The 19900-nt window shown below is 64.6% G+C and carries 14 protein-coding genes; 5 read left to right on the top strand and 9 right to left on the bottom strand.

The genetic code is table 11. From position 1 onward, the window contains the following. Nucleotides 1-7: 7 nt before the first annotated feature. Together ACZ1JW_RS08995 and ACZ1JW_RS08990 are read left to right on the top strand one after the other, a co-directional pair. On the top strand, nt 8-799 hold the full coding sequence (locus ACZ1JW_RS08995; protein WP_465123898.1) for a FadR/GntR family transcriptional regulator: 792 nt from the start codon (nt 8-10) through the stop codon (nt 797-799). A gap of 182 nt (nt 800-981) precedes the next feature. Then, nucleotides 982-2619 (top strand): flavin-containing monooxygenase, encoded by a 1638-nt coding sequence (locus ACZ1JW_RS08990; RefSeq protein ID WP_465142713.1) that lies wholly within the window; start codon nt 982-984, stop codon nt 2617-2619. A 108-nt stretch (nt 2620-2727) separates the two neighbouring features. On the opposite strand, the gene ACZ1JW_RS08985 is transcribed toward ACZ1JW_RS08990, so the two are convergent. Together ACZ1JW_RS08985 and ACZ1JW_RS08980 are read right to left on the bottom strand one after the other, a co-directional pair. Continuing rightward, on the bottom strand, nt 2728-5061 hold the full coding sequence (locus ACZ1JW_RS08985) for a CaiB/BaiF CoA-transferase family protein (protein WP_465142712.1): 2334 nt from the start codon (nt 5059-5061) through the stop codon (nt 2728-2730). Next, nucleotides 5058-6296, bottom strand: a complete 1239-nt coding sequence (locus ACZ1JW_RS08980; RefSeq protein ID WP_465142711.1) for a CaiB/BaiF CoA transferase family protein — start codon at nt 6294-6296, stop codon at nt 5058-5060. The genes ACZ1JW_RS08985 and ACZ1JW_RS08980 overlap by 4 nt, the downstream gene beginning before the upstream one ends. Nucleotides 6297-6392: 96 nt before the next feature. On the opposite strand from ACZ1JW_RS08980, the gene ACZ1JW_RS08975 reads away from it, so the two are divergent. Genes ACZ1JW_RS08975 through ACZ1JW_RS08965 form a run of 3 tightly spaced genes read left to right on the top strand, consistent with a single transcriptional unit; the run spans nt 6393 to nt 9955 of the window. Beyond that, nucleotides 6393-8051, top strand: a complete 1659-nt coding sequence (locus tag ACZ1JW_RS08975; protein WP_465142710.1) for an AMP-binding protein — start codon at nt 6393-6395, stop codon at nt 8049-8051. Continuing rightward, nucleotides 8048-8866 carry an enoyl-CoA hydratase/isomerase family protein gene (locus ACZ1JW_RS08970; protein WP_465142709.1) on the top strand — a complete coding sequence of 273 codons (819 nt, stop codon included), beginning with the start codon at nt 8048-8050 and terminating at the stop codon, nt 8864-8866. The genes ACZ1JW_RS08975 and ACZ1JW_RS08970 overlap by 4 nt, the downstream gene beginning before the upstream one ends. Before the next feature lie 39 nt (nt 8867-8905). Then, a complete protein-coding gene (locus tag ACZ1JW_RS08965; RefSeq protein WP_465142708.1) occupies nt 8906-9955 on the top strand; it encodes a zinc-dependent alcohol dehydrogenase family protein in 1050 nt (349 codons plus the stop codon). Between the two features lie 64 nt (nt 9956-10019). On the opposite strand, the gene ACZ1JW_RS08960 is transcribed toward ACZ1JW_RS08965, so the two are convergent. From ACZ1JW_RS08960 to ACZ1JW_RS08930, 7 genes are all read right to left on the bottom strand, one after another. Then, on the bottom strand, nt 10020-11495 hold the full coding sequence (locus ACZ1JW_RS08960) for an aldehyde dehydrogenase family protein (RefSeq protein ID WP_465142707.1): 1476 nt from the start codon (nt 11493-11495) through the stop codon (nt 10020-10022). Beyond that, nucleotides 11492-13786: a hydantoinase B/oxoprolinase family protein gene (locus tag ACZ1JW_RS08955; protein WP_465142706.1), complete on the bottom strand. Its 2295-nt coding sequence runs from the start codon at nt 13784-13786 to the stop codon at nt 11492-11494. Before ACZ1JW_RS08955 ends, ACZ1JW_RS08960 begins: the two co-directional genes overlap by 4 nt. An 11-nt stretch (nt 13787-13797) precedes the next feature. Beyond that, nucleotides 13798-15924, bottom strand: coding sequence for a hydantoinase/oxoprolinase family protein (locus ACZ1JW_RS08950; RefSeq protein WP_465123907.1), 2127 nt, complete (start codon nt 15922-15924; stop codon nt 13798-13800). 83 nt (nt 15925-16007) lie between these two features. Further along, on the bottom strand, nt 16008-16778 hold the full coding sequence (locus ACZ1JW_RS08945) for an SDR family NAD(P)-dependent oxidoreductase (RefSeq protein ID WP_465123908.1): 771 nt from the start codon (nt 16776-16778) through the stop codon (nt 16008-16010). A 20-nt stretch (nt 16779-16798) separates the two neighbouring features. Further along, complete coding sequence (meaB, locus tag ACZ1JW_RS08940) at nt 16799-17737, bottom strand: methylmalonyl Co-A mutase-associated GTPase MeaB (RefSeq protein ID WP_465142705.1); 939 nt, start codon at nt 17735-17737, stop codon at nt 16799-16801. Between the two features lie 14 nt (nt 17738-17751). Then, complete coding sequence (locus ACZ1JW_RS08935) at nt 17752-18186, bottom strand: cobalamin B12-binding domain-containing protein (RefSeq protein ID WP_465142704.1); 435 nt, start codon at nt 18184-18186, stop codon at nt 17752-17754. A gap of 14 nt (nt 18187-18200) precedes the next feature. Then, entirely contained in the window at nt 18201-19886 is a 1686-nt protein-coding gene (locus ACZ1JW_RS08930) for a methylmalonyl-CoA mutase family protein (RefSeq protein WP_465142703.1), read from the bottom strand. Between the last annotated feature and the right edge of the window lie 14 nt (nt 19887-19900).

The raw sequence follows: 19900 nt of genomic DNA, 5'->3' as shown, positions 1-19900 counted from the left end.
GTTACCTATGGCAAAACCAAACGAAACGGACCGGCCTGCCGCAAAAGGCGGTGCGATGCTTGAAGGACTGGGCCGCATCAAGGTGCCCAAGTCGAGCGATGTGCTGGCCGAAAGGCTCAAGCAGGAGATCCTGAGCGACGCCTATCATCCGGGCTCCATGCTCCCGACCGAGCGCGATCTGGTCAACGCCACCGGCCTCAGCCGCGGTTCGGTGCGCGAAGCGCTGCGCATTCTCGAGGCGCAGGGACTCGTCCACACCCGCGCCGGGCGCTACGGCGGAACCACGGTTTCGACGCCGAGCGATGATCATCTTGTCGGTCACATCAACCTCTATGCCCGCGGCCGCAGCCTCCCGCTCGGCTCGCTTGCCGAAGTGCGTCTTGCGCTGGAACCGATGGTGGCCGCACTTGCCGCGCAGCGCCGCACCGAAGAGGACCTCGACACCTTGCGGGCGATAGCCGAAAGGATCGAATTGGCCGCCGAGAACGATCTCGACGCATTCCTCGAGGAGAACGTGAACTGGCACGATGCGCTTGCCGTGGCGAGCCACAACGACCTGCTGCGCGCGCTCGCCATTTCTGTCAGCGGACTGATGTTCGAAGCCTCGCAACTCAAGGAGTTCGCCGAGGCCGACGTGCGCCAGCGCGTTTGCGTTGCGCACCGCAAGATCCTTGAAGCCATAGAAGCGGGCGATGCCGATCTGGCCAAGCGCCGCGTCGAGCGTGACGTTCAGGCCTATGGCCGCATTCTCGAGGCTGCCATGGCAGCGGCTGACGCGGAAGTCGTCGAACCGAGCTGACGGCTCCACTCCATTGGCCATTACAAAGCCGCGGCAGCCCTATACTGCCGCGGCTTTTTTTGCGCCAGATCGACTGCACGGCACCACCAGATGCCGATATTTCTTACGGTAGGACAATTGACATATTTGGACTAATTGATAGGTTGCGGGCAACAAGACTCAACGAGAGGAAGTCTGGAAACATGGCCGAGCAATCCCGTCCATCCGAAGTCGATGCCATTATCGTGGGAGCCGGCTTCTCCGGGCTCTACATGCTTCACCGCCTGCGCGGCGAGGGCTACACTACCCGCGTTTTCGACGCCGCAGGTGATGTGGGCGGCACGTGGTACTGGAACCGCTATCCCGGCGCGCGCTGCGATTCCGAAAGCCACTATTACTGCTATTCGTTCTCGGAAGAGATCCGCCGCGAATGGAAATGGAGCTGCCGTTATCCCGCCCAGCCAGAAATCCTTGAGTACCTGAACTTCGTTGCCGACCGGCTCGACCTGCGCAAGGACATCGAGTGCAACACCCGCGTGCTTTCGGGACACTACGACGAGAAGACCCACACCTGGCTGGTCGAAACGAGCAAGGGCGAGATTGTCCGAGCGCGTTACCTGATCACGGGGGTAGGCAACACATCGTCGCCTGCCCGTCCGGACCTACCGGGGCTCGATAGCTTCAAGGGCAAAGTCTATCACACTGCGCTCTGGCCGCACGAGAAGGTGGATTTCACCGGCCAGCGTGTCGCGCTGATCGGCACCGGATCGAGCGGCATCCAGAGCACGCCGCTGATCGCCGAGGAAGCCGCGCACCTCACCGTGTTCCAGCGCACGGCGAACTACAGCGTGCCGGCCCGCAACCACCCGCTGACCGATGAGATGCGCCGCGAGCAGCTCGAAAACTTCCCAGAAGACCGCAAGATCACGCTTGCCTCGCCCATCGGCATGACCATCGTGCCGCCGACGATTTCCGCGCTCGAAGTCTCTCCCGAGGAAGCCCGCGCCAAGATGGACGAACTCTGGAACATCGGCGGCTTCCGCTTCATGTTCGCCAGCTTCAACGACATCGTCACCGACATCAACGCCAATGCGGTGGTCGCCGGATACATCACCGAGAAGATCCGCGAGACGGTGAAGAACCCGGCCGCCGCCGAGGTGCTGTGCGAATTCAACCATCCCGTCGGCACGAAGCGTCCGCCGATCGACACCAACTATTACGAAACCTTCAACCGCGACAACGTCAGCATCGTCAGCCTGCGCAAGAACCCGATCAAGGAAGCGACTGCCGACGGCCTGACGATGTCGAACGGCGATCACCACAAGTTCGACGCCATCGTCTTTGCCACCGGCTTCGACACTGTGACCGGCTCGCTGATCAAGATGAACCTGCACGGTCGCGGAGGCCAGTCGCTGGCCGACAAGTGGCAGGATGGCCCGAGCGCCTATCTCGGCCTGGCAACAGCCGATTTCCCCAACCTGTTCATGATCACCGGCCCGGGCAGTCCGGCGATCCTCACCAACTTCCCGGTCTGCATCGAACAGAATGTGGACTGGATCACCGACGTCATGAACCACATGCGCGATACCGGCGCGGTCGAGTTCGAAGCATCGCTCGAAGCCGAAGCCGAGTGGGTCAAGCAGATCACCGAGGAAGCCGACCAGACGCTCTTCCCGACCGTCGACTCCTGGTACATGAACTCGAACCTGCCGGGAAAACCGCGCGTGTTCACCGCCTATCTGTCAGGCATGCCCTCCTACGCGGCGATCTGCGAGGATGTGGCGCGCAACGGCTACAAGGGCTTCGAACTGCGCGGCGAGGAACAGGTCGCAGCCGCCTGACACCTCACAGCCGACACAAAAGAGAGGGGGGCCAAAGTTCGCTTTGGCCCCCCTTCCTGTTGGCAAAAACCCGCAATCCCGCGCGGCACCGCCGCAGCGTGACCAGCCTCAGCTGATCACGCCACTCGCAGTCATCCTTTCGAAGTCCGCCTGAGGAACGCCGAGCTTGCCCGTTATGACGCGCTGGTTGTCCTCACCAGTCAGCGGACCGCGCGTGCCGGTGGCAACGGCAAGGCCCGAGACGGTCCACGGAGCGCGGAACAGGACCTCATCGCCCAGCCCCGGAATCTCGACACGATCTGCAAGACCTCGCGCCGCGATCTGTGCGTCGGTCCAGACCCCTTCGATATCGTTGACGGGCGATGCCGGGACACCTGCTCCACGCAGTTCGGCGACCAGGTCATCGCGCTCCCGGCTCGCGGTCCAGTCGGCGATCATGGCGTCGAGCGTCTCGGCATGGGCAAGGCGATCCGCAGCTTTTGCGAAGGCGGGATCCTGTGCCCATGGCTGGTCCGGTGCCAGCCGGACGAGGGACTTCCAGTCGGCGTCATCGCGCACCGCCAGCGACAGCCAGCTGTCGTCCCCGCTCGCAGGATAGATGCCGTGAGGCGCCATCGCCGGATGGGCATTGCCCGCCGGCAACGGCTGACGCCCCTCGACCTGCGCCTGCAGCACATAGGGCGTCAGCGTCGCGAGCAAGGCCTCGGTTTGCGACAGATCGATGTAGCAGCCCTGTCCGGTGGCTTCCCGGCGCGACAGTGCGGCAAACAGCGCCACGAGCGCATGCGCAGCGGCGTTGGGATCGCCAATGGCAAAGTTCAGCGCGCCGGTGGGCAACGAATCCGGATAGCCGACGAGTGATTCCAGCCCGACGAAGCTCGACATCGTCGGAGCATAAGTGCGCATGTCGGCAAGCGGTCCGAACTGTCCAGCGCCCGACATGGCGACCATGATCAGCTTTGGATTGAGCTTCGACAGCGTATCGAAGCCAATGCCCGAACGCTCGAGCGAGCCTGCCGACATGTTCTCGAGCACGATGTCGCTCGACGCAACAAGCTGCTTCAGGAGCGCAACGCCTTCAGGTTCCTTTAGGTTCAGCGTGATACCCGCCTTGCCCTTGTTGATCTGGTGGAACATCGGCGACATGTCGGTCGTGTCGCCTTCAAGCTTGACCCCGTCGCGGATGATGACGCCCGAGAGGCGCGAATTGTCGGGCCGCGCGCGATGCTCGACCTTGATCACCTCAGCCCCGAACTGAGCAAGGATGCTGCCAACCTGCGGGGCCGACCAGACCCAGCCCATGTCCAGCACCCTCAGGCCGCTCAGCGGACCGAATGAACCAAGCCGCTCCTTGCCACCGGTCTCGGCGAGCAAAGCATCGGCATGGCTGGTCTGTTGCGAAGTCCCCCGCTGGCTGGAGGTGCGGAATGGCAGACCAGGGCCGAGAAGCTTGCGGTTGTCGAGCGTCCATTCGCGCAGGAAGCCGCGCTCGGTGAGCTGCGACGTGGCGATCACGTCGGTCAGATCGCGCAAGGGGGCGATGGTCAGGCGGAAGCGGTCGGCGATCTCCTCGATCTCGGCCTTGGTCCGTTCGGCAAGCCAGGGCATGACCAGCGCATCGACTTCATCAGGATATTGCTGCCCCATCGCGCGCAGCTTCTGATAGCGCGGCTCCTGCGACCAGGCTGGCGTGCCCATGGCCTCGACGAAGCGCTGCCATTCGGCGCGCGTGCGGCCCGACAGGCAGACGGCGCCGTCCTTGCACGGGAGGATCACGAAAGGATAGGCCCCGCCCGAATCCGAGGCGCGCCGCCCTGCCCTTCGCCATGTCATGCCGTGATGGATGTAGAACCGGCAATTGACGCCGACATAGTGGGTCAGCACATCGTGCAGCGCGATGTCGACAATGCGCGCGCTCTTGCCATCAGGCCCGACAAGTCGCGCCATGAGTGAAGCGGCGGCGAGATGCGCGCCTGCCTGGCATTCGAGTACGCCCGGCGGAATGGCCAGTGGCGGTCGCCACGGTTCGCCCAGCGCCCATGCCACGCTGGACTGTGCCTGTGCATTGAGCGGAACGGCGGCGATGTCGGCCAGGGGTCCGGTCAGTCCGAACACCGAGGTTACGCCGAATACGGTTTCGGGCTGAGCCGCTGCAAGATCGTCCAGCGACCGGCCGCACATTTCGGCAAGCCATGCCGCATCGTCGGTGATGACGATGTCCGCAGATGCGATTGCCGCAGCGGCATCGGACACGTGGATCTCCGTCTTGCGGCTCGCGTAGTAGGCGAGCGCCATGCAGATCGGATCGGAGCCCTCGGGCGCTGTGCCAATGCGCACCACCTCTGCCCCCATTTCGCGCAGCAGCCACCCGCAATAGGCCCCGCCGATGCCCCGGCTCGCCTCCACGACTTTGAGCGGCGCGTGCGTGGCAACGGTCATCATGCTGTCTCCTGAACGCCCGAGGCAGTGACTGCCGCACCGTCGTCAATCAAGGTATCGATCTTGGATTGGTCGAAGCCGCATTCACGCAGCACTTCGACCGTGTGTTCGCCCAAACGAGGCGCGCGTCGCACCCACGGCACAGGGCTGCCATCCGCCATCCACGGCAGGCGCACGTGGGGCACGCCATCGAGTTCGGCAAACGTCTGGCGCTCGGCAGCGGCAGTGGTGTTGACGGACTGCTCGAGACCCGAGACCGGCGTCACCGGGACGCCTGCTGCATGCAGCCGTTCGACCCAGACCGCTGCATCGTCGCCCGCAAGCGCTGCAGTCATCTCCACCGTCAGCGCGGCATTGTTGCTGCTGCGATCGGCGACGGTGCGGAAGCGCGGATCGTCCACGAGGTGCGTCAGAGAAAGTACCTTGGCGACGCGTTCCCACAGGCGCTGGTTCGGCGCAGCAATCATCAGGTCGCCGTCGCGGGCGCGATAGACTTCGTAAGGCGAAGCGATCGGATTGCCCGATCCGGCCCGGCGCGGCCTCTGACCCGAGACTTTGGCAGCGGTGGCCTGATAGGCGACAAGGCTGAAGGCGGTATCAACCAGCGCGGTCTCCATCGCCTTCACCTGCTGGCCCTTCTGCCGCGCGAGCATCGCGGCAAGCACGCCCATCGCGATCCATTGGCCGGTACCGAGATCGATCACCGAAGGCGCGCAACGCACCGGTGGCGCGCCGTCATGGCCGTTCATCTGCATGATGCCGGTGAAGGCCTGCACCAGCGGATCGTAACCCGGCAGTTCGCGCCCGGTCGGACCGTCGCCAAAGGCATTGAGCGCATAGTAGAGGATATCGGGATTTACCGCGCGGACCGCTTCCTCGCCGATGCCGATACGGTCCGCAACGCCGGGGCGCATGCTCTGCAGCAGGACGTCGCATCCCGCTGCAAGTGCCAGTGCCGCCTCGCGTCCTGCTCCGGTCGTGAGGTTGAGCACGATGCCGCGCTTGCCCGCGTTCATGTGGCGATGAACCACGCTCGCCCCCTCGATCTCCGGCGCCCAAGCGCGGGCGTCGTCGCCCGATGGCGCTTCCACCTTGATCACGTCGGCGCCGAGTTGCGCGAGGATCATCGTGGCATAGGGGCCCGCCATGTTCGTCGAGAAATCCACGATCCGTACGCCCGCCAGCGGCGCAAACGGAGCGTGGTTGTGCCCTGTCCCGGACGTGTTTGGATTTACCATCAGACCCTCTAGCCATTTTGAATATTCTAAAGTAGGACCATAGAACGAAGTGGTCAAGCGCTGCAATGGTGAGAGGCGAAGATGCAAGCGAGTGAAGTGTCAGATCCGGCGCTCCGGCAAGGCGCAGTCCGCAATGCGGAATGGACGTTCGCAAGCGTCTGGGAAGCCGTGGCTGATGCGCTTCCTGACCGCATTGCCCTCTCGCATGCCGACAAGCGAATCACGTGGGCCGAACTGGACCGCCGCGCCGATGGCGTTGCCGCAGCCCTGCTGGCAGCGGGCCTGCAGCGGCAGGACAAGGTCGCGCTCTACCTGCACAATTCACCCGCCTACATGGAAGGCGCTTTTGCGGCGCTGAAGGTCTCGCTGGTGCCGGTGAACACCAATTACCGCTATACCGGCGAGGAACTCGTCCAGCTCTGGACCGATGCCGATGCGGCTGCGGTAATCTTCCACGGCGCTTTCCTCGATCAGGCCGAGGCCCTGCGCAGTCGCTGTCCCACGGTGAAGGCGTGGCTCTTCGTCGACGACGGAACGGCACAGTGTCCCGACTGGGCGATCTCCTATGAAAACGCAGCCCATAGCGAGGCCGAGCGGCACATCGGCAGTGCCGACCGGTCGGGCGACGATCAGGTGATGATCTATACCGGCGGCACGACCGGCCTGCCGCGCGGGGTCATGTGGCGACAGCACGATTTCTACCTCGCCTCCAACACCACCCGCGACCCGGAGATTGCCGACTACGGCCATGTGCGCGCGCGACTGGAGGGTGCAAAGTCCACTGTCGGGCTGCCGGCCGCGCCCCTGATGCACGGCACCGGCTTCGTCTTTGCGGCCACGATCCTCAATCGCGGCGGCACCGTGGTTACCCTGCCCGGCACCTCGTTTGACGTCGAAGCACTCCTGAACGCGATGACGGATCAAGGGGTCACCGACCTGTGCATCGTCGGCGATGCCTTCTGCCGCCCGATGGTCGACGCGCTCGACAATGCGCCCGAGCGCTGGAACCTCAAGGCGCTGCGCGTGGTCTCCTCATCGGGCATGGCGTGGAGCGCAGGGGTGAAGGAACGCCTTCTCGTCCACGCCCCCGACGCCTTGCTGATCGATTTCCTCAACGCAAGCGAGGCAAGCGGCATGGGCCGTGCGCTGACATCCAACCGCCGCAAGGACGGCCCGGCGCGCTTCGAGCTGGGGCGCAACGCCTGCGTGATCGGCGATGATGGCAAGCCGCTCGCACCCGGCGATCCGGTGCAGGGGCGGCTCGCCGTACGCGGACACATTCCGCTCGGCTACTACAAGGACCCGGTCAAGACAGCGGCGACCTTCCCGGTGATCGACGGTATCCGATACTCGGTGCCGGGCGATCTTGCCAGGGTTGAGGCGGACGGAACGATCACGCTGCTCGGACGCGGTTCGACAAGCATCAATACCGGCGGAGAGAAGGTCTTTCCCGAGGAAGTCGAGGATGCCATCGTCTCGTTCCCCGGCATTGCCGATGCCTTGGTCGTCGGCGTGCCGAATGAAAGGTTCGGCCAGATGGTCACGGCAGCGGTTGAGACCAGCGACGGCACGCATGTCGACGAGGCGGCCCTGCTCGCGCACCTGCGCGGCAAGCTCGCCGGACACAAGATACCCCGGGCCATCATGCCAGTCGCCTCGATCGGCCGTGGTCCGAATGGCAAGGCCGACAGACCGGGCGTGACCGAGCGCATGATCGCGTGGCTCGAACAGCTTTCAACGGAGAAGCAAGCATGACCGAAACCGCACCGCATGTGCTCTACGAGAAGCGGGACGGCATTGCCCGCATCACGCTCAATCGGCCGGACAAGCGCAATGCGTTCTCGCCAGAGATGCTCGTGCGCTTGTGCGACATCTGGAAGGACGTGGCCGAAGACCGCGAGATCCGTGTCGCGCTCGTCACCGGCGCGGGAGACCAGGCCTTTTCGTCGGGCGGCGACCTTGGCAGCGTGATCCCGCTGATGATGCGCACGCGCCAGCCGGTCGGCGAATGGGAAGAGCGATTCTCGCAGGACCGCAAGCAGCTCTACAGGGCGATCCTGCGTGGCGCGAACTTCTTCAAGCCGGTGGTTGCGGCGATCAATGGCCATGCGCTGGCAGGCGGGGCCGAGTTCGTGCTGGCGACCGACATCCGCGTGATGTCGGAAACGGCAACGATCGGGGTAACCGAGGTGCGCCGTGGCTTGATCGCAGGCGGCGGCTCCCTGGTCCGGCTGGCCAGACAGGTGCCGTGGGCCATGGCGATGGAGCTTGCCCTTGTCGGCGAAGCGGTGACTGCGCAGCAGGCGATGGCGATGGGCCTCGTCAACCGCGTCGTCCCACCTGATCAGGTTCTGGCCGTGGCAGAGGACCTTGCCCGCCGCATCAGCCTCGGCGCGCCGATGGCGCTCGCCAAGACCAAGGAAGCCATTGTGCGCTCCAACGGCCTGCCCTTCGACGAAGCCTTCGCGATCGAGGCGCAGTGCACCAAGGACAACGCAGCCACGGCAGATGCCAAGGAGGGCCCCCGCGCCTTCATGGAAAAGCGCCCTCCGGTCTACACCGGGCGCTGACCGTAACTGGACACAGGCAAAAGAGAGAGGATACGAACGATGCGCGGAGTGGTCTTCACCGGCGACAGCACCCTTGAACTCATCGAATTCCCCGACCCGACCCCCGGCCCGCGCGATGTCGTGCTGGAAATCAAGGCCTCGGGCATGTGCGGCAGTGATCTCAAGCTCTATCGCCCGCCCGCAGGGGCCGCCTTCAAGGCATTGGGCCTCATGGACAGCGGCGAGCCGGTCATCGCCGGACACGAGCCTTGCGGCGTGATCGCGGCGGTCGGCAAGGACGTCGATCCGCGCATCGCCAAGGTCGGCGACCGGGTCACGCTGCACCATTACCAGGGCTGCATGACCTGCCCCGAATGCCGCAGCGGCTGGACCCAGATGTGCGACCGCACCGCCGTGATCTACGGTGTCACAGGCCATGGCGGCCACGCGCCCTACATGCGCGCTGCGGTGGAAACCGTGTTCGCGCTGCCAGAGGAAGTCTCGTTTTCGACCGGTGCTGCGGTCAGCTGCGGCACCGGCACGGCGTACGGTGCGCTGCTCCGGCTCGATCTCTCGGCGCGCGACACCATCGTGATCGTCGGGCAAGGACCGGTCGGCCTTTCCGCCACCCAGTTCGCCGCCGCCATGGGTGCGCGCGTCATCGCGGTCGACGTGAGTTCCGAGCGCGCTGCCGCGGCCATGGCTTTCGGTGCACAGCATGCCATCGACGCCAGCGCCGAAGACCCGGTCGATGCGATCATGGCGCTCACCGGCGGCAAGGGCGCGAACAAGGTGCTCGACACCTCGGGCTCGCCTGTCGGTCGGCTTGCGGCGGTGCGTTGCGCCTCGCGCTGGGGCACGGTCTGCCTCGTCGGCGAAGGTGGCGAGATGACGCTAAACGTCAGCATCGACGTGATCCGCAAGCAGCTGACCATCGTCGGTTCGTGGACAGTGAACAGCGCCAAGCTGGCAGATTGCATCCGCTTCATCGCCGATCACGGCATCGAGGTGGACAAGCTCTTCACCGACCGCTGGGCACTCGACCAGGCAGAAGAAGCCTACAAGGCATTCGACAAGCAGGCCGCCGGCAAGGGCGTCTTCCTCAACTGACAAAAAGAGGCCCGGCGGTTCACCCCCTCCGGGCCTTCAGTATGAAGAGAGGTTTTGCAGGGCCTCAGCCCAGATTCATCCAGACGGTCTTGTTATAGAGATATTCCTCCACGTGGCGGCGGCCGCCCTTCATGCCATAGCCGCTCATGCGATAGCCTTCGGACTGCACCGTCGGCTCGGTCGTGCCGTAGCAGTTTACCCACATCATCCCGGCGCGGACATCGCGCGCCACGCGGTGCGCCGTGCCGACGTCGCGCGTCCAGACCGCACCGCCAAGGCCATACTGCGTATCGTTGGCAAGGCGGACCACTTCATCCTCGCTGTCGAAAGCGATGACCGAGGCGACCGGGCCGAAGATCTCTTCCTGCGCGGTGCGCATGTCGTTGCGCATGCCGGCCAGAACCGTGGGCGGCACGAAGAACCCGTCAGCCAGCTCTCCCCCGAGCCTCTCGCCGCCAGCGGCCACTTGCGCGCCCTCCGACCTTGCGAGGTCGAAATAGCCCGACACGTTGGTCAGCTGCTTTCTTGAGACGAGAGGACCAAGCTGCGTCTGCGGATCGAGCGTGTCGCCCACGCGGATCGTCTTGCTGAAGGCAGCAAGCCGTTCGACGAATTCATCGTAGATCGGGCGTTGCACGAAGATACGTGTGCCCGCGTAGCAGATTTGCCCGCTGTTGTTGAAACAGCCCATGCCCGCACCCGGCACCGCGCGGTCCAGATCAGCGTCGGCAAAGACGATATCGGGCGACTTGCCCCCGAGCTCGACCGCCACCCGCTTCATGTTCCCGGCCGAGGCTTCGATGATGCGGCGGCCGGTGACGGTCGAGCCGGTGAAGGCGATCTTGTCGACGTCCGGATGCGCGGCCAGCCGTGCCCCGGCGATCGATCCCATGCCGGTCACGACGTTGATCACGCCATCGGGCAGCCCCGCTTCCTGCATGATCTCGGCAAAGCGCAGCACGCCCAGGGACGCGTCCTCGGCCGGCTTGAGCACCAGCGTGCAGCCTGTGGCGAGCGTCGGGCAGATGCTCCAAAGTTGCGAGATCAGCGGCCCGTTCCACGGGATGATCCCGCCGACGACGCCGATCGGCGCGCGCAGGGTGAAGCTGAACATGTCACCGGGGAAGCTGTTGTGCGGCGTCTCGCCCGCGAGTGCCACAGCCTGCCCACCATAGAAGCGCAGAGCCTGGACGATCCAGCGCTTGTAGGTGCTTGTGCGCGCAATCGGCGCGCCCATGTCGAGCGTTTCGAGCACGCACAGTTCGTCGAAATGCTTCTCGACCGCATCGGCAATGGCCAGCATCAGCGCCTGCCGGTCAAACGGCTTGAACTTGCTCCAAGGCCCTTCGAAAGCCGCGCGCGCAGCAGCAACGGCGCGGTCGACGTCTTCTGCGCCGCCCTCCGCCAACTGGGCGATGACCTGTCCCGTGGCCGGATTGACGCTGTCGAAGGTGCGACCCGACAGGGCGTCGACCCACTGGCCGCCAATGAGCATGCGCTTGGGGCGACCATCGAGAAAGGGATGTTGCGTGCCGGTCATGCGAAAATCATCTCCGCTTTGACGATCTCGTTCGCCTTGGTGACTTCAGCCCCCACCTGCACGTGACAGGACGGGCAGGCAAAGCGGCGCAGGACGATGGGTTCATCACAGAAGTGCGCCGGATCGACGTTGGAGGGAATGACCGTCGCGGGGGTCTCCTCCATCAGCGCCGCCGCCTTGTAGTCGCCGCCATGGCCGCAATAACGGTGTCCGCAGCGGTCGCAGGCCAGCACGCGCTCGCCGTCCTGATCGACCGAGGCGATATAGGCGTGAACGCGGCGAGGTGGCTCTCCGGTCGCAGGTGTGAACGGCGAGGCATCGTTGATGCCCGACGCCTTCCATCCGGCACGGGCACCGCGCAGCTTGCCACGGAGCGCTTCGGTACCAGCCGCATCCACTTCGCCGTCAGCCGTGAGTGCCACGCCGTAGATGTCAGTTGCCGAACCCAGCGACGTGTAGCCGAGCGCAACATCGCGCGCGACCAGCGCCGGATCACGCTCGAGTGGATCGCCATAGCCGCCACCACCGCCGGTGCGGATCTCCATGACGTCGCCATTATCTAGCGGCGCACCATTCGACTTCGCCCGCAGCGGCACCACCTGATCGGCCTTGAGATCGTAGATGCTCGCAGGAACCGAACCCGCCTGCACGCGCTCGAGCAGATCGGTGCCGTAATACACCAGATAGTGCCCCGCAGGTGCGGGCAGACCGCCAAACAGGCCGCCGCAGTTCTGCGCCGAGATGCACTGGCCGCCCGAGTTGGTAACGACCGTCATCGACGCCGCGCGATAGGGCGTGATCGCTGAGCGCATGCCGTTGCCGCCGCGCCACTCGCCTGGCCCCCCGCCGTCCGCATCTTCCTTGCGGTAAAGGAACAGCAACGGGAACCACTGCTCGATCTGCTCGACATTGAGCACCATCGACAACGGGCTGAACGTCGGACCGCTCGAATCCACACCGTCGCCAAACGAGCGCGCGCCCGATCCGCAGCCGAACGAGTCGAGGATCGCCTGACCGAAGTACTTGCCGCGATCGTCATGGCCGATCAGCACAGGCAGCATGAAGTCGCCGCACGGCGCAACAAGATCAGAGCGCAAGTCGTCGCTGCAGGCCATCATGCGCGAGAGGATCGACTGGACCGCGTTCATCATCGGGATGGTCTGGAGAATGCCGCCGCTGACCGCCGTCGGGTAGTCGCAGCACATCAGCAGGCCTGGCGTTAGGTCATAGTCGATCTGCCGCTCGCACCCGCCATAGGCGAAGAGCTGCGAATAGAGCATCGACACCGAAATGATGCCGGTGATGCTGCCCGAGAACGAAGTGAAGGGAATGCCGTTGGTGCCCGGCGTCTGGGCATCGGTGCCGACATTGTTGATCGTGATGCGATCACCCTTCTTCGTTACCGTCAGCTGCGTGCGCTGGGTGGTGCGCTGGCCGGGCAGGGCTTCATCGAGATAACGGATCTCGGTCCAAGTCCCGTCCGGCACCTTGAGCAGGGTCTGGCGGAAGCTTTCCTGCGCCTGATCAAGCATCCGGCGCATTGCCGCCTTGACGGTCTTTGCGCCATAACGCTTGCACAGTCCGATGATCTGGTCACGCGCCAGCACGACGCCCGCGATCTGCGCGCGCAGGTCGAGCGCTACGAGATCGGGCATGCGCGACTGGCGCAGGTAGAGCGCTTCCATCTCGGGACGGATCTCGTCCTTCTCGACCATCTTGAACGGCGTCAGCACGACCGGGTCGGCATAGACGTCCTCGGCGTTCTGAGGCCAGCCGCCCGGCACGATGCCGCCGAGATCGTACTGGTGACCCGCGTTCGCCACCCAGCCGAAGAGCTGGCCTTCGAAGAAAATTGGCGCGGTGAACATCACGTCCATCTGGTGGCACGCGGCAATCCACGGATCGTTGCAGCACCAGATGTCGCCCTCGGCGATGCCCGGTTTACCGCTATGCGTTTCGAGAATGTAGCGGATTCCGAGCGGCGCGCCTGCATTGAGGAACTGCACGTAGGGCGCGTTGACCACGACCTCGGCGTCTTCGGTCAGGATCGACATGTTGAAATCGAGCGAGGCGAGCAGGGGCGATCCCGAAATGCGGGTGATCGTGTCGCCGTGGGCTAGGTTGATCGTCCACAGCTTCTGCCGGATCACCTCGAAGGTAACCGGATCGAGGTCCTCGTCATAATCGGTGTGCAACTGGAGGTTCGGCGAAATGCGCGTCGTCCAGTCCGGCTTGGGCCGGTAGCTGTGCGTGCGCCCGTTCCAGTCGATCTGCGCTTGTTCGGTCTGCATTAAAACTCTCCTCAGGCGCTGGCGTGGAGATCGATGACGACGCTGCCGGTCGGATCGACGCTGGCGGTGCAGCCATGCGGCACGACGACAGTCGTATCGGGGAATTCGATAATCGCAGGCCCCTGCGCCTTGAACCCGATACCGAGCCGCGCGCCGTCATAGACTGCGGAGGATTCGGGCTTGCCGCCGCGTCCGTACCAGATCACGTCGCGAGGCTTCTTCGCAGCATCGCCCGTGGTATCCCCGCCCTGCTGGACGAGATCGCCGAGACGCAAGCCGGAAAGCTTGGCCGTCCCGTGAACCTGAAGACTGGTCAGGCCGAAGCCGACGCCAGCAAAGCCGCTGCCCTTGCCGTAGAGGCGCTCGTATTCGGTCTCGAACGTGGCGACCAGCCGCTCGACAGTGGCCGCATCGTACGTGCCGCTTTCGGCAGGCACCGCCACCTGGTTGATCTGCAACTGGTAGCGCATTTCGGCGAAGCGATGGAACTCCACTGCCTCTGCGGGAACGCCCTGCTTGGCCAGCTTGGCAGCAACGCGCTCTTCCAGCGCGGGCCAGCGTGCGTTGATCTCTTCAGGATCGAATGGGCTCGAAAGGCTCATAGCGGTCTGTTCGGTCACCAGCGCTTCCGATGCGGAAATGCCGAAGGCGGACCAGCCTGCCGCAAGGTTGCTCATCGGGATGACGACGGAGCGGGCACCCAGTTCGCGCGCGATGGCCGCGCTGTGCAAGCCGCCGCCGCCGCCGAAGCCATAGAGCGAGAATTCGCGCGGATCATGGCCCTGCTGCGTCAGGGTAAGCCAGATCGCGTCTGCCATCTGACTGTCGATGATCTGGAGCGCGGCCGCTGCGGTCTGCTTGCCGTCGAGCCCAAGCGGAGCGCCGATGCGCGCCAGCGCCGCTTCTGCCGCCGCGACATCGAGCGTTATCTTGCCGCCGAAGAAGTAGGCCGGATCGTAGTAGCCAAGCACCACCGCCGCATCGGTGACGGTCGGTTCGGTACCGCCGCGCCCGAAGCAGACCGGCCCCGGCCGCGCGCCTGCGCTGTGCGGGCCGACCTTGAGAACCGATCCTTCCGTGCGGATGATACTGCCGCCACCTGCGCCCACCGAGCGGACATCGAGCGTCGGCACGAAGTACTCGTACTGGCCGTAGCTGGCAGTAGGACGCCGGACCGGCACGCCGTCATAGATTGTGCCGATATCGAGCGTGGTGCCGCCGACGTCTGCCGTGATCACGTTGCGCCCGCCTCCGACTTCGGCCGCCTTGGCAAGGCTCGCCGCGCCGATCAGGCCTGCGACCGGGCCCGACCCCACTGTCAGCACCGGCACTTCACGCGCGTGGTCGGCATCGATCAGGCCGCCCGTGCACGACATGATCTGCAGCGAGCCGGTATAGCCGTTCTTGTCGAGATCGACTTCGAGCGCTTCGAGATAGTTCCGCATCGGCGGGCCGATCAGCGAATTGACGATCGTGGCGATCGTGCGCTCGTACTCGCCCACGCGGGGGCTGACTTCCGATGAGATCGAGACAAACATGCCAGGCGCGATCTCGTGCACCAGTTCGCGCAGGCGCTTTTCGTGGGTGTCATTGACCGAGGACCACAGCAGCGAAATGGCGATGGCCTCTACGCCCTGATCGACGATGCGCCGGATGGATTCGCGGGCGGTGTCCTCGTTCAGCGCGGCAAAGACCTTGCCGTCGAACGTGATCCGCTCGTCGATCCCCTCGCACAGTGACTTCGGGACCAGCGGAGCAGGCTTGGTCTGCTTGGCAACGTGGGCGATTTCGATTGCGGGCTGGTATTTGAGCCGGTTGCCGGCCTTCATGATGAACACGGTATCGGTATGGCCCCGGCTCGCCAGCAGACCGACCTTCGCCGTCTTGTGCTCGACCAGCGCGTTCGTGCCGACGGTACAGCCGTGATAGACCTGTGCGTTGGCCAGCATGTCCTCCAGCGACACGCCGTGCATGTCGGCAGCGGCGCGCAACGAGCCGATGAAGCCGGTCTGGAAGTCCGGCGGGGTCGACGACGACTTGCCGATCCTGACGACGGGCGGAGACCCGTCGTCGAGGGTCTTCAACGCGACGCAGTCGGTGAATGTGCCGCCAATATCGACACCCACAATGAATCGCACGCTACACTCTCCCGGCACATAAAGTTTATTGGTCTAATAATTAGACTTTGCGTTGTGAGGGCTGTCCTGTCAAGCCCGTTGCGTCAGGCGACAACCGCATTGAGGGCACCATCGACGACCATCACCGCACCGTTGACGAATGACCCGGCATCGCTCGCCAGCAGGATCACCGGCCCGACGAGTTCCTCGAGTTCGCCCAGACGTCTGGCAGGCATCCGGCGGATGTAGTCCTGCCCGGCGGGTGACTCGAAGTAGTCGGCATTGAGTTCGGTCCTGAACCAGCCGGGTGCCAGCGTGTTGACGCGGATCCCGTGCTTCATCAGGTCGACACTCATCGCCCGGGTAAGCTGGATCGTCGCGCCCTTGGACGCGCAGTAGGCGGTCTGCCCCGGTTGCACGGCAAGGCCAAGCACCGACGAGACATTGACAATGCTGCCGCCCTTCCCCGCCGCGATCAGCCGCCGCGCGCCTTCCTGCGCCACGTCCCAAACGCCCTTGAAATTGGTGTTCATCACGAAGTCGCGCGCCGCGTCATCCATCTTCATGAAGTTGGCAGGCGAACTGGTCCCTGCATTATTGACGATCACGTCGATCGTCCCGAAAGCCGCTTCGGCCTCATCGAAGGCGGCGATCACGCTGGCCTTGTCGGTCACGTCCATCGCCACGGCTGTGGCAGCGCCACCCGATGCCACGATCTCGGCGGCCAGCTCGGCAACCCTATCCTTGCGCCGCGCTGCACAGACCACCCGTGCCCCCGCCTCGGCAAGCCCCTTGGCGAGCGCATGGCCGATACCGCTCGAAGCGCCGGTGACGAGTGCGGTCCGTCCGGCCAGAGAAAACTTGTCCAGCACCATGTGCGGCACTCCCTTGATTGTCAGTGGGATGGGGGCTCCGGCGCAAGGCCGGGGAATGTCCTGAGCATCAGCGCCACCGCGCTTGCCGGAGCGAGGTCACCCGATTGCACGCGCGCGCAGATCGCCTCGACCTCCGGCCCTGCCAGATCGCGCACGAACTGACCCGCCAATGTGGAAGCCAGCACGCCTAGCATGCGCTGCGTGCGGAAGGTGCGGTTTGGCAGCGTGGCGTTTGCTGGTGTCCGGCTCTCGATTGCGGTGGCCAATTCCGCCACGCCTTCGCCGCTTGTCGAGGACGTTCGCATCACCGACCGCTCGCGAGGATCGGCAGAGCAGTGCAGCATGACTTCGAGCTGCCGTGCCGTCTCCTCGGCCCCCGGCAGGTCCGCCTTGTTGACCACAAGGATGTCCGCGATCTCGAGAATGCCCGCCTTGATCGCCTGCATCTCGTCACCCAGGCCCGGCGGGCAGATCACCAGCTTGAGGTGGGCAAGGTCGGCGATGCCGATCTCGGACTGACCGGTGCCGACCGTCTCGATGATCACCACATCCATCCCGGCCGCGTCGAGCACGTCGACCACGGTGCTGGTCATCCGCGTCAGGCCGCCGAGGTGCCCCTTGGTCGCAAGCGAGCGGATGAACACATTAGGATTGCGACTGTGCGTGGCCATGCGCACGCGGTCACCCAGCAGCGCGCCGCCGCTGAAGGGACTGGTCGGATCCACCGCGACGACCGCGACCTTGCGGCCACGCCCCGTCAGCTCGGTAATCAGCGCGCTGATCAGGCTCGACTTGCCCGCGCCCGGCGGGCCGGTCACACCGACGACCTGCGCGCGGCCGAGGTGCGGCTGGATCAGCCGGACGATGTCTGCCGCTGCCGCAGACTCGTTCTCCACCGCCGAAATCGCCCGCGAAATGGCGATCGGCTCGCCTTCGAGCAGGTCGTCATGAAGCGGCATCGTGTGCGCCGTCCTCAGGCCTGACGGACGGACTGGTATTCGGCCGCAAGGCTGAAAAAGGTTTCGACCACGTCGGCCATCTTGGCGCCGCCCCGGAAGATCGACTTCACGCCCGCCTGTTCCAGCGGCTCGACATCGAACGGTCGGATGGTGCCGCCGATAACCACGGGAATGTCGGCCACGCCCTGATCGCGCATGATCTGCATGATCTTCTCGGTGGTCTGGACCTGCCCGCCCGACATGAAGCTGATGCCGATCACATCGACGTCTTCCTGAATGGCCGTGTTCACCACGTCCTCGGGCGTCTCGTAGTCGATCAGGATCACTTCCATCGCTGCGTCGCGCAGCGCCATGGCGATGGTGGCGATGGCGCGGTCGTGGCTGTCAATGAAGCTCTTGGTCAGCAGCACGCGCGGCGTGACCGTGGCGAAAGGGGCAGGGGCAGTCATGGCATTGTCCTTGTTCACTTGTTGCGACCGAAGACCGAGAACAGCACCTGCTGCATCTCGCCCAGCGTTGCATCGGCACTCGCCGCATCGACCAGCGCGGCCATGACCGATCCGATCTCGAGACCGTCCTTCACCGCAAGGCAAGCCTCGCGCAGGCGATTGATCGCGGCGACGCACTTGGCATGGTCACGCTGCGCCTTGTGGCGCGCGAGGTCCTCCATAGCGAGGCGCGCGGCCTCCGGATCGGGCTGGAAGACCTTGGTCATGTCGGGCTCTTCGGTGACGTACTTGTTCACGCCGACCATGACCCGGATCCCGTCTTCCACCTCCTTGCGCCACTTGAACGCCGAGGCCGAGACCTGCTGCTTGATCCAGCCGGATTCGATGCAGGCGACCAGACCGCCCCGCGCATCGATGTCGGCGATGATCTCGTAGACCTTCTCCTCGATCTGGTTGGTCAGGCTCTCGACGTAGAACGAGCCACCCAACGGATCGGACACGTCGGTCACGCCGATCTCCTCGGCGATGATCTGGCTGGTGCGCAGGGAGAGCGTGACCGCTTCCTCGGTCGGCAGGCCAAGCGCCTCGTCATAGGCGTTGATGGTCATGCTGTTGACGCCTGAAAGCACCGCCGAAAGCGCGCCATAGGCATTGCGCACAAGGTTGTTCAGCGGCTGCTGCACGGTCAGCAGCGATCCTGCCGTCTGGGCGTGGATGCGCGCCTGCATCGAGGCGCTCTTGCGGCAACCGAAACGCTCCTTGTTGACCTTGGCATAGACGCGGCGCAGCGCGCGGGTCTTGGCAATGTCCTCGAAGAAGTTCTCGCCAAAGCGCATGTGGAAGCCGAAGCGCGGAACAACATCGTCCGGATCGATCCCCAGCCGCACGCATTCCTCGTTCACCGCGATGATCGCGGCGATCGAATAGGCCACGGCCTGCACGTTGTCGGCGCCGGCCTCGCAGATGTTGTGTTCGCTGATCGTCAGCGTGTTCCACAGCGGCACATGGACGCTGCAGTATTTGGCGATGTCGGCGATCAGGCGGTAGCTGCCCTTGGGCGAGAAGTTGACCCCGCCACTGTGGCCGAAAAAGTCCCAGATATAGTTGGTGATGTTCCCGCCCAGTTTGTCGAGCGCGAAGCCCATGCGCTGCGCGGCGGCAAGATAGAGCGCCAGCATCGGCGGCGAGCCCGCGTTGCAGACCATCGACAGCGTCGTGCGCTCGAGGTCCTTGCCCGCCATCAGCACTTCGTAGTCGCTGGCCTTGCAGATCGAGACGCCGCAGTCCCCGATCGAGCCCTGCACCGCCTCGTAGTCCGGGTCGTAGCCCATCGAGGTCGGCATATCGAAGATGATGTTGTAGGCTTCTCGCCCGAAGTAGCCCTTGACCCCGCCTTCCTCCTTGAGAAGGTCCATTCGCGTGCGGGTCTGTGCAGGTGTGCCGAAGCCGATGATCTGCAGGTCCATCCACGGCTGGTACTGGTAATGGATCGGATAGATGCCGCGCGTGTAGGGATATTGCCCCGGCATCGGCGCATCGACGAGTTCGCCGCTGGACAGGTCGCCCGAGTGATAGACAGGACGCACTTGCGTGCCCGACCGGTTTTGCGAAACGAAGGTCTGCTCGCCATAGCGCTTCTGCAGCGTTTGCAGCCACGCTGCGTAGTGGGTGCCAGTGCTGCTGGCGTGGGTATCTGTCATCGGAAGCTGTCCTT

It is taken from the genome of Novosphingobium sp. BL-A-28-Hi1-0D (genome assembly GCF_055521755.1).
This window is presented reverse-complemented; position numbering and strand designations above follow the sequence as displayed.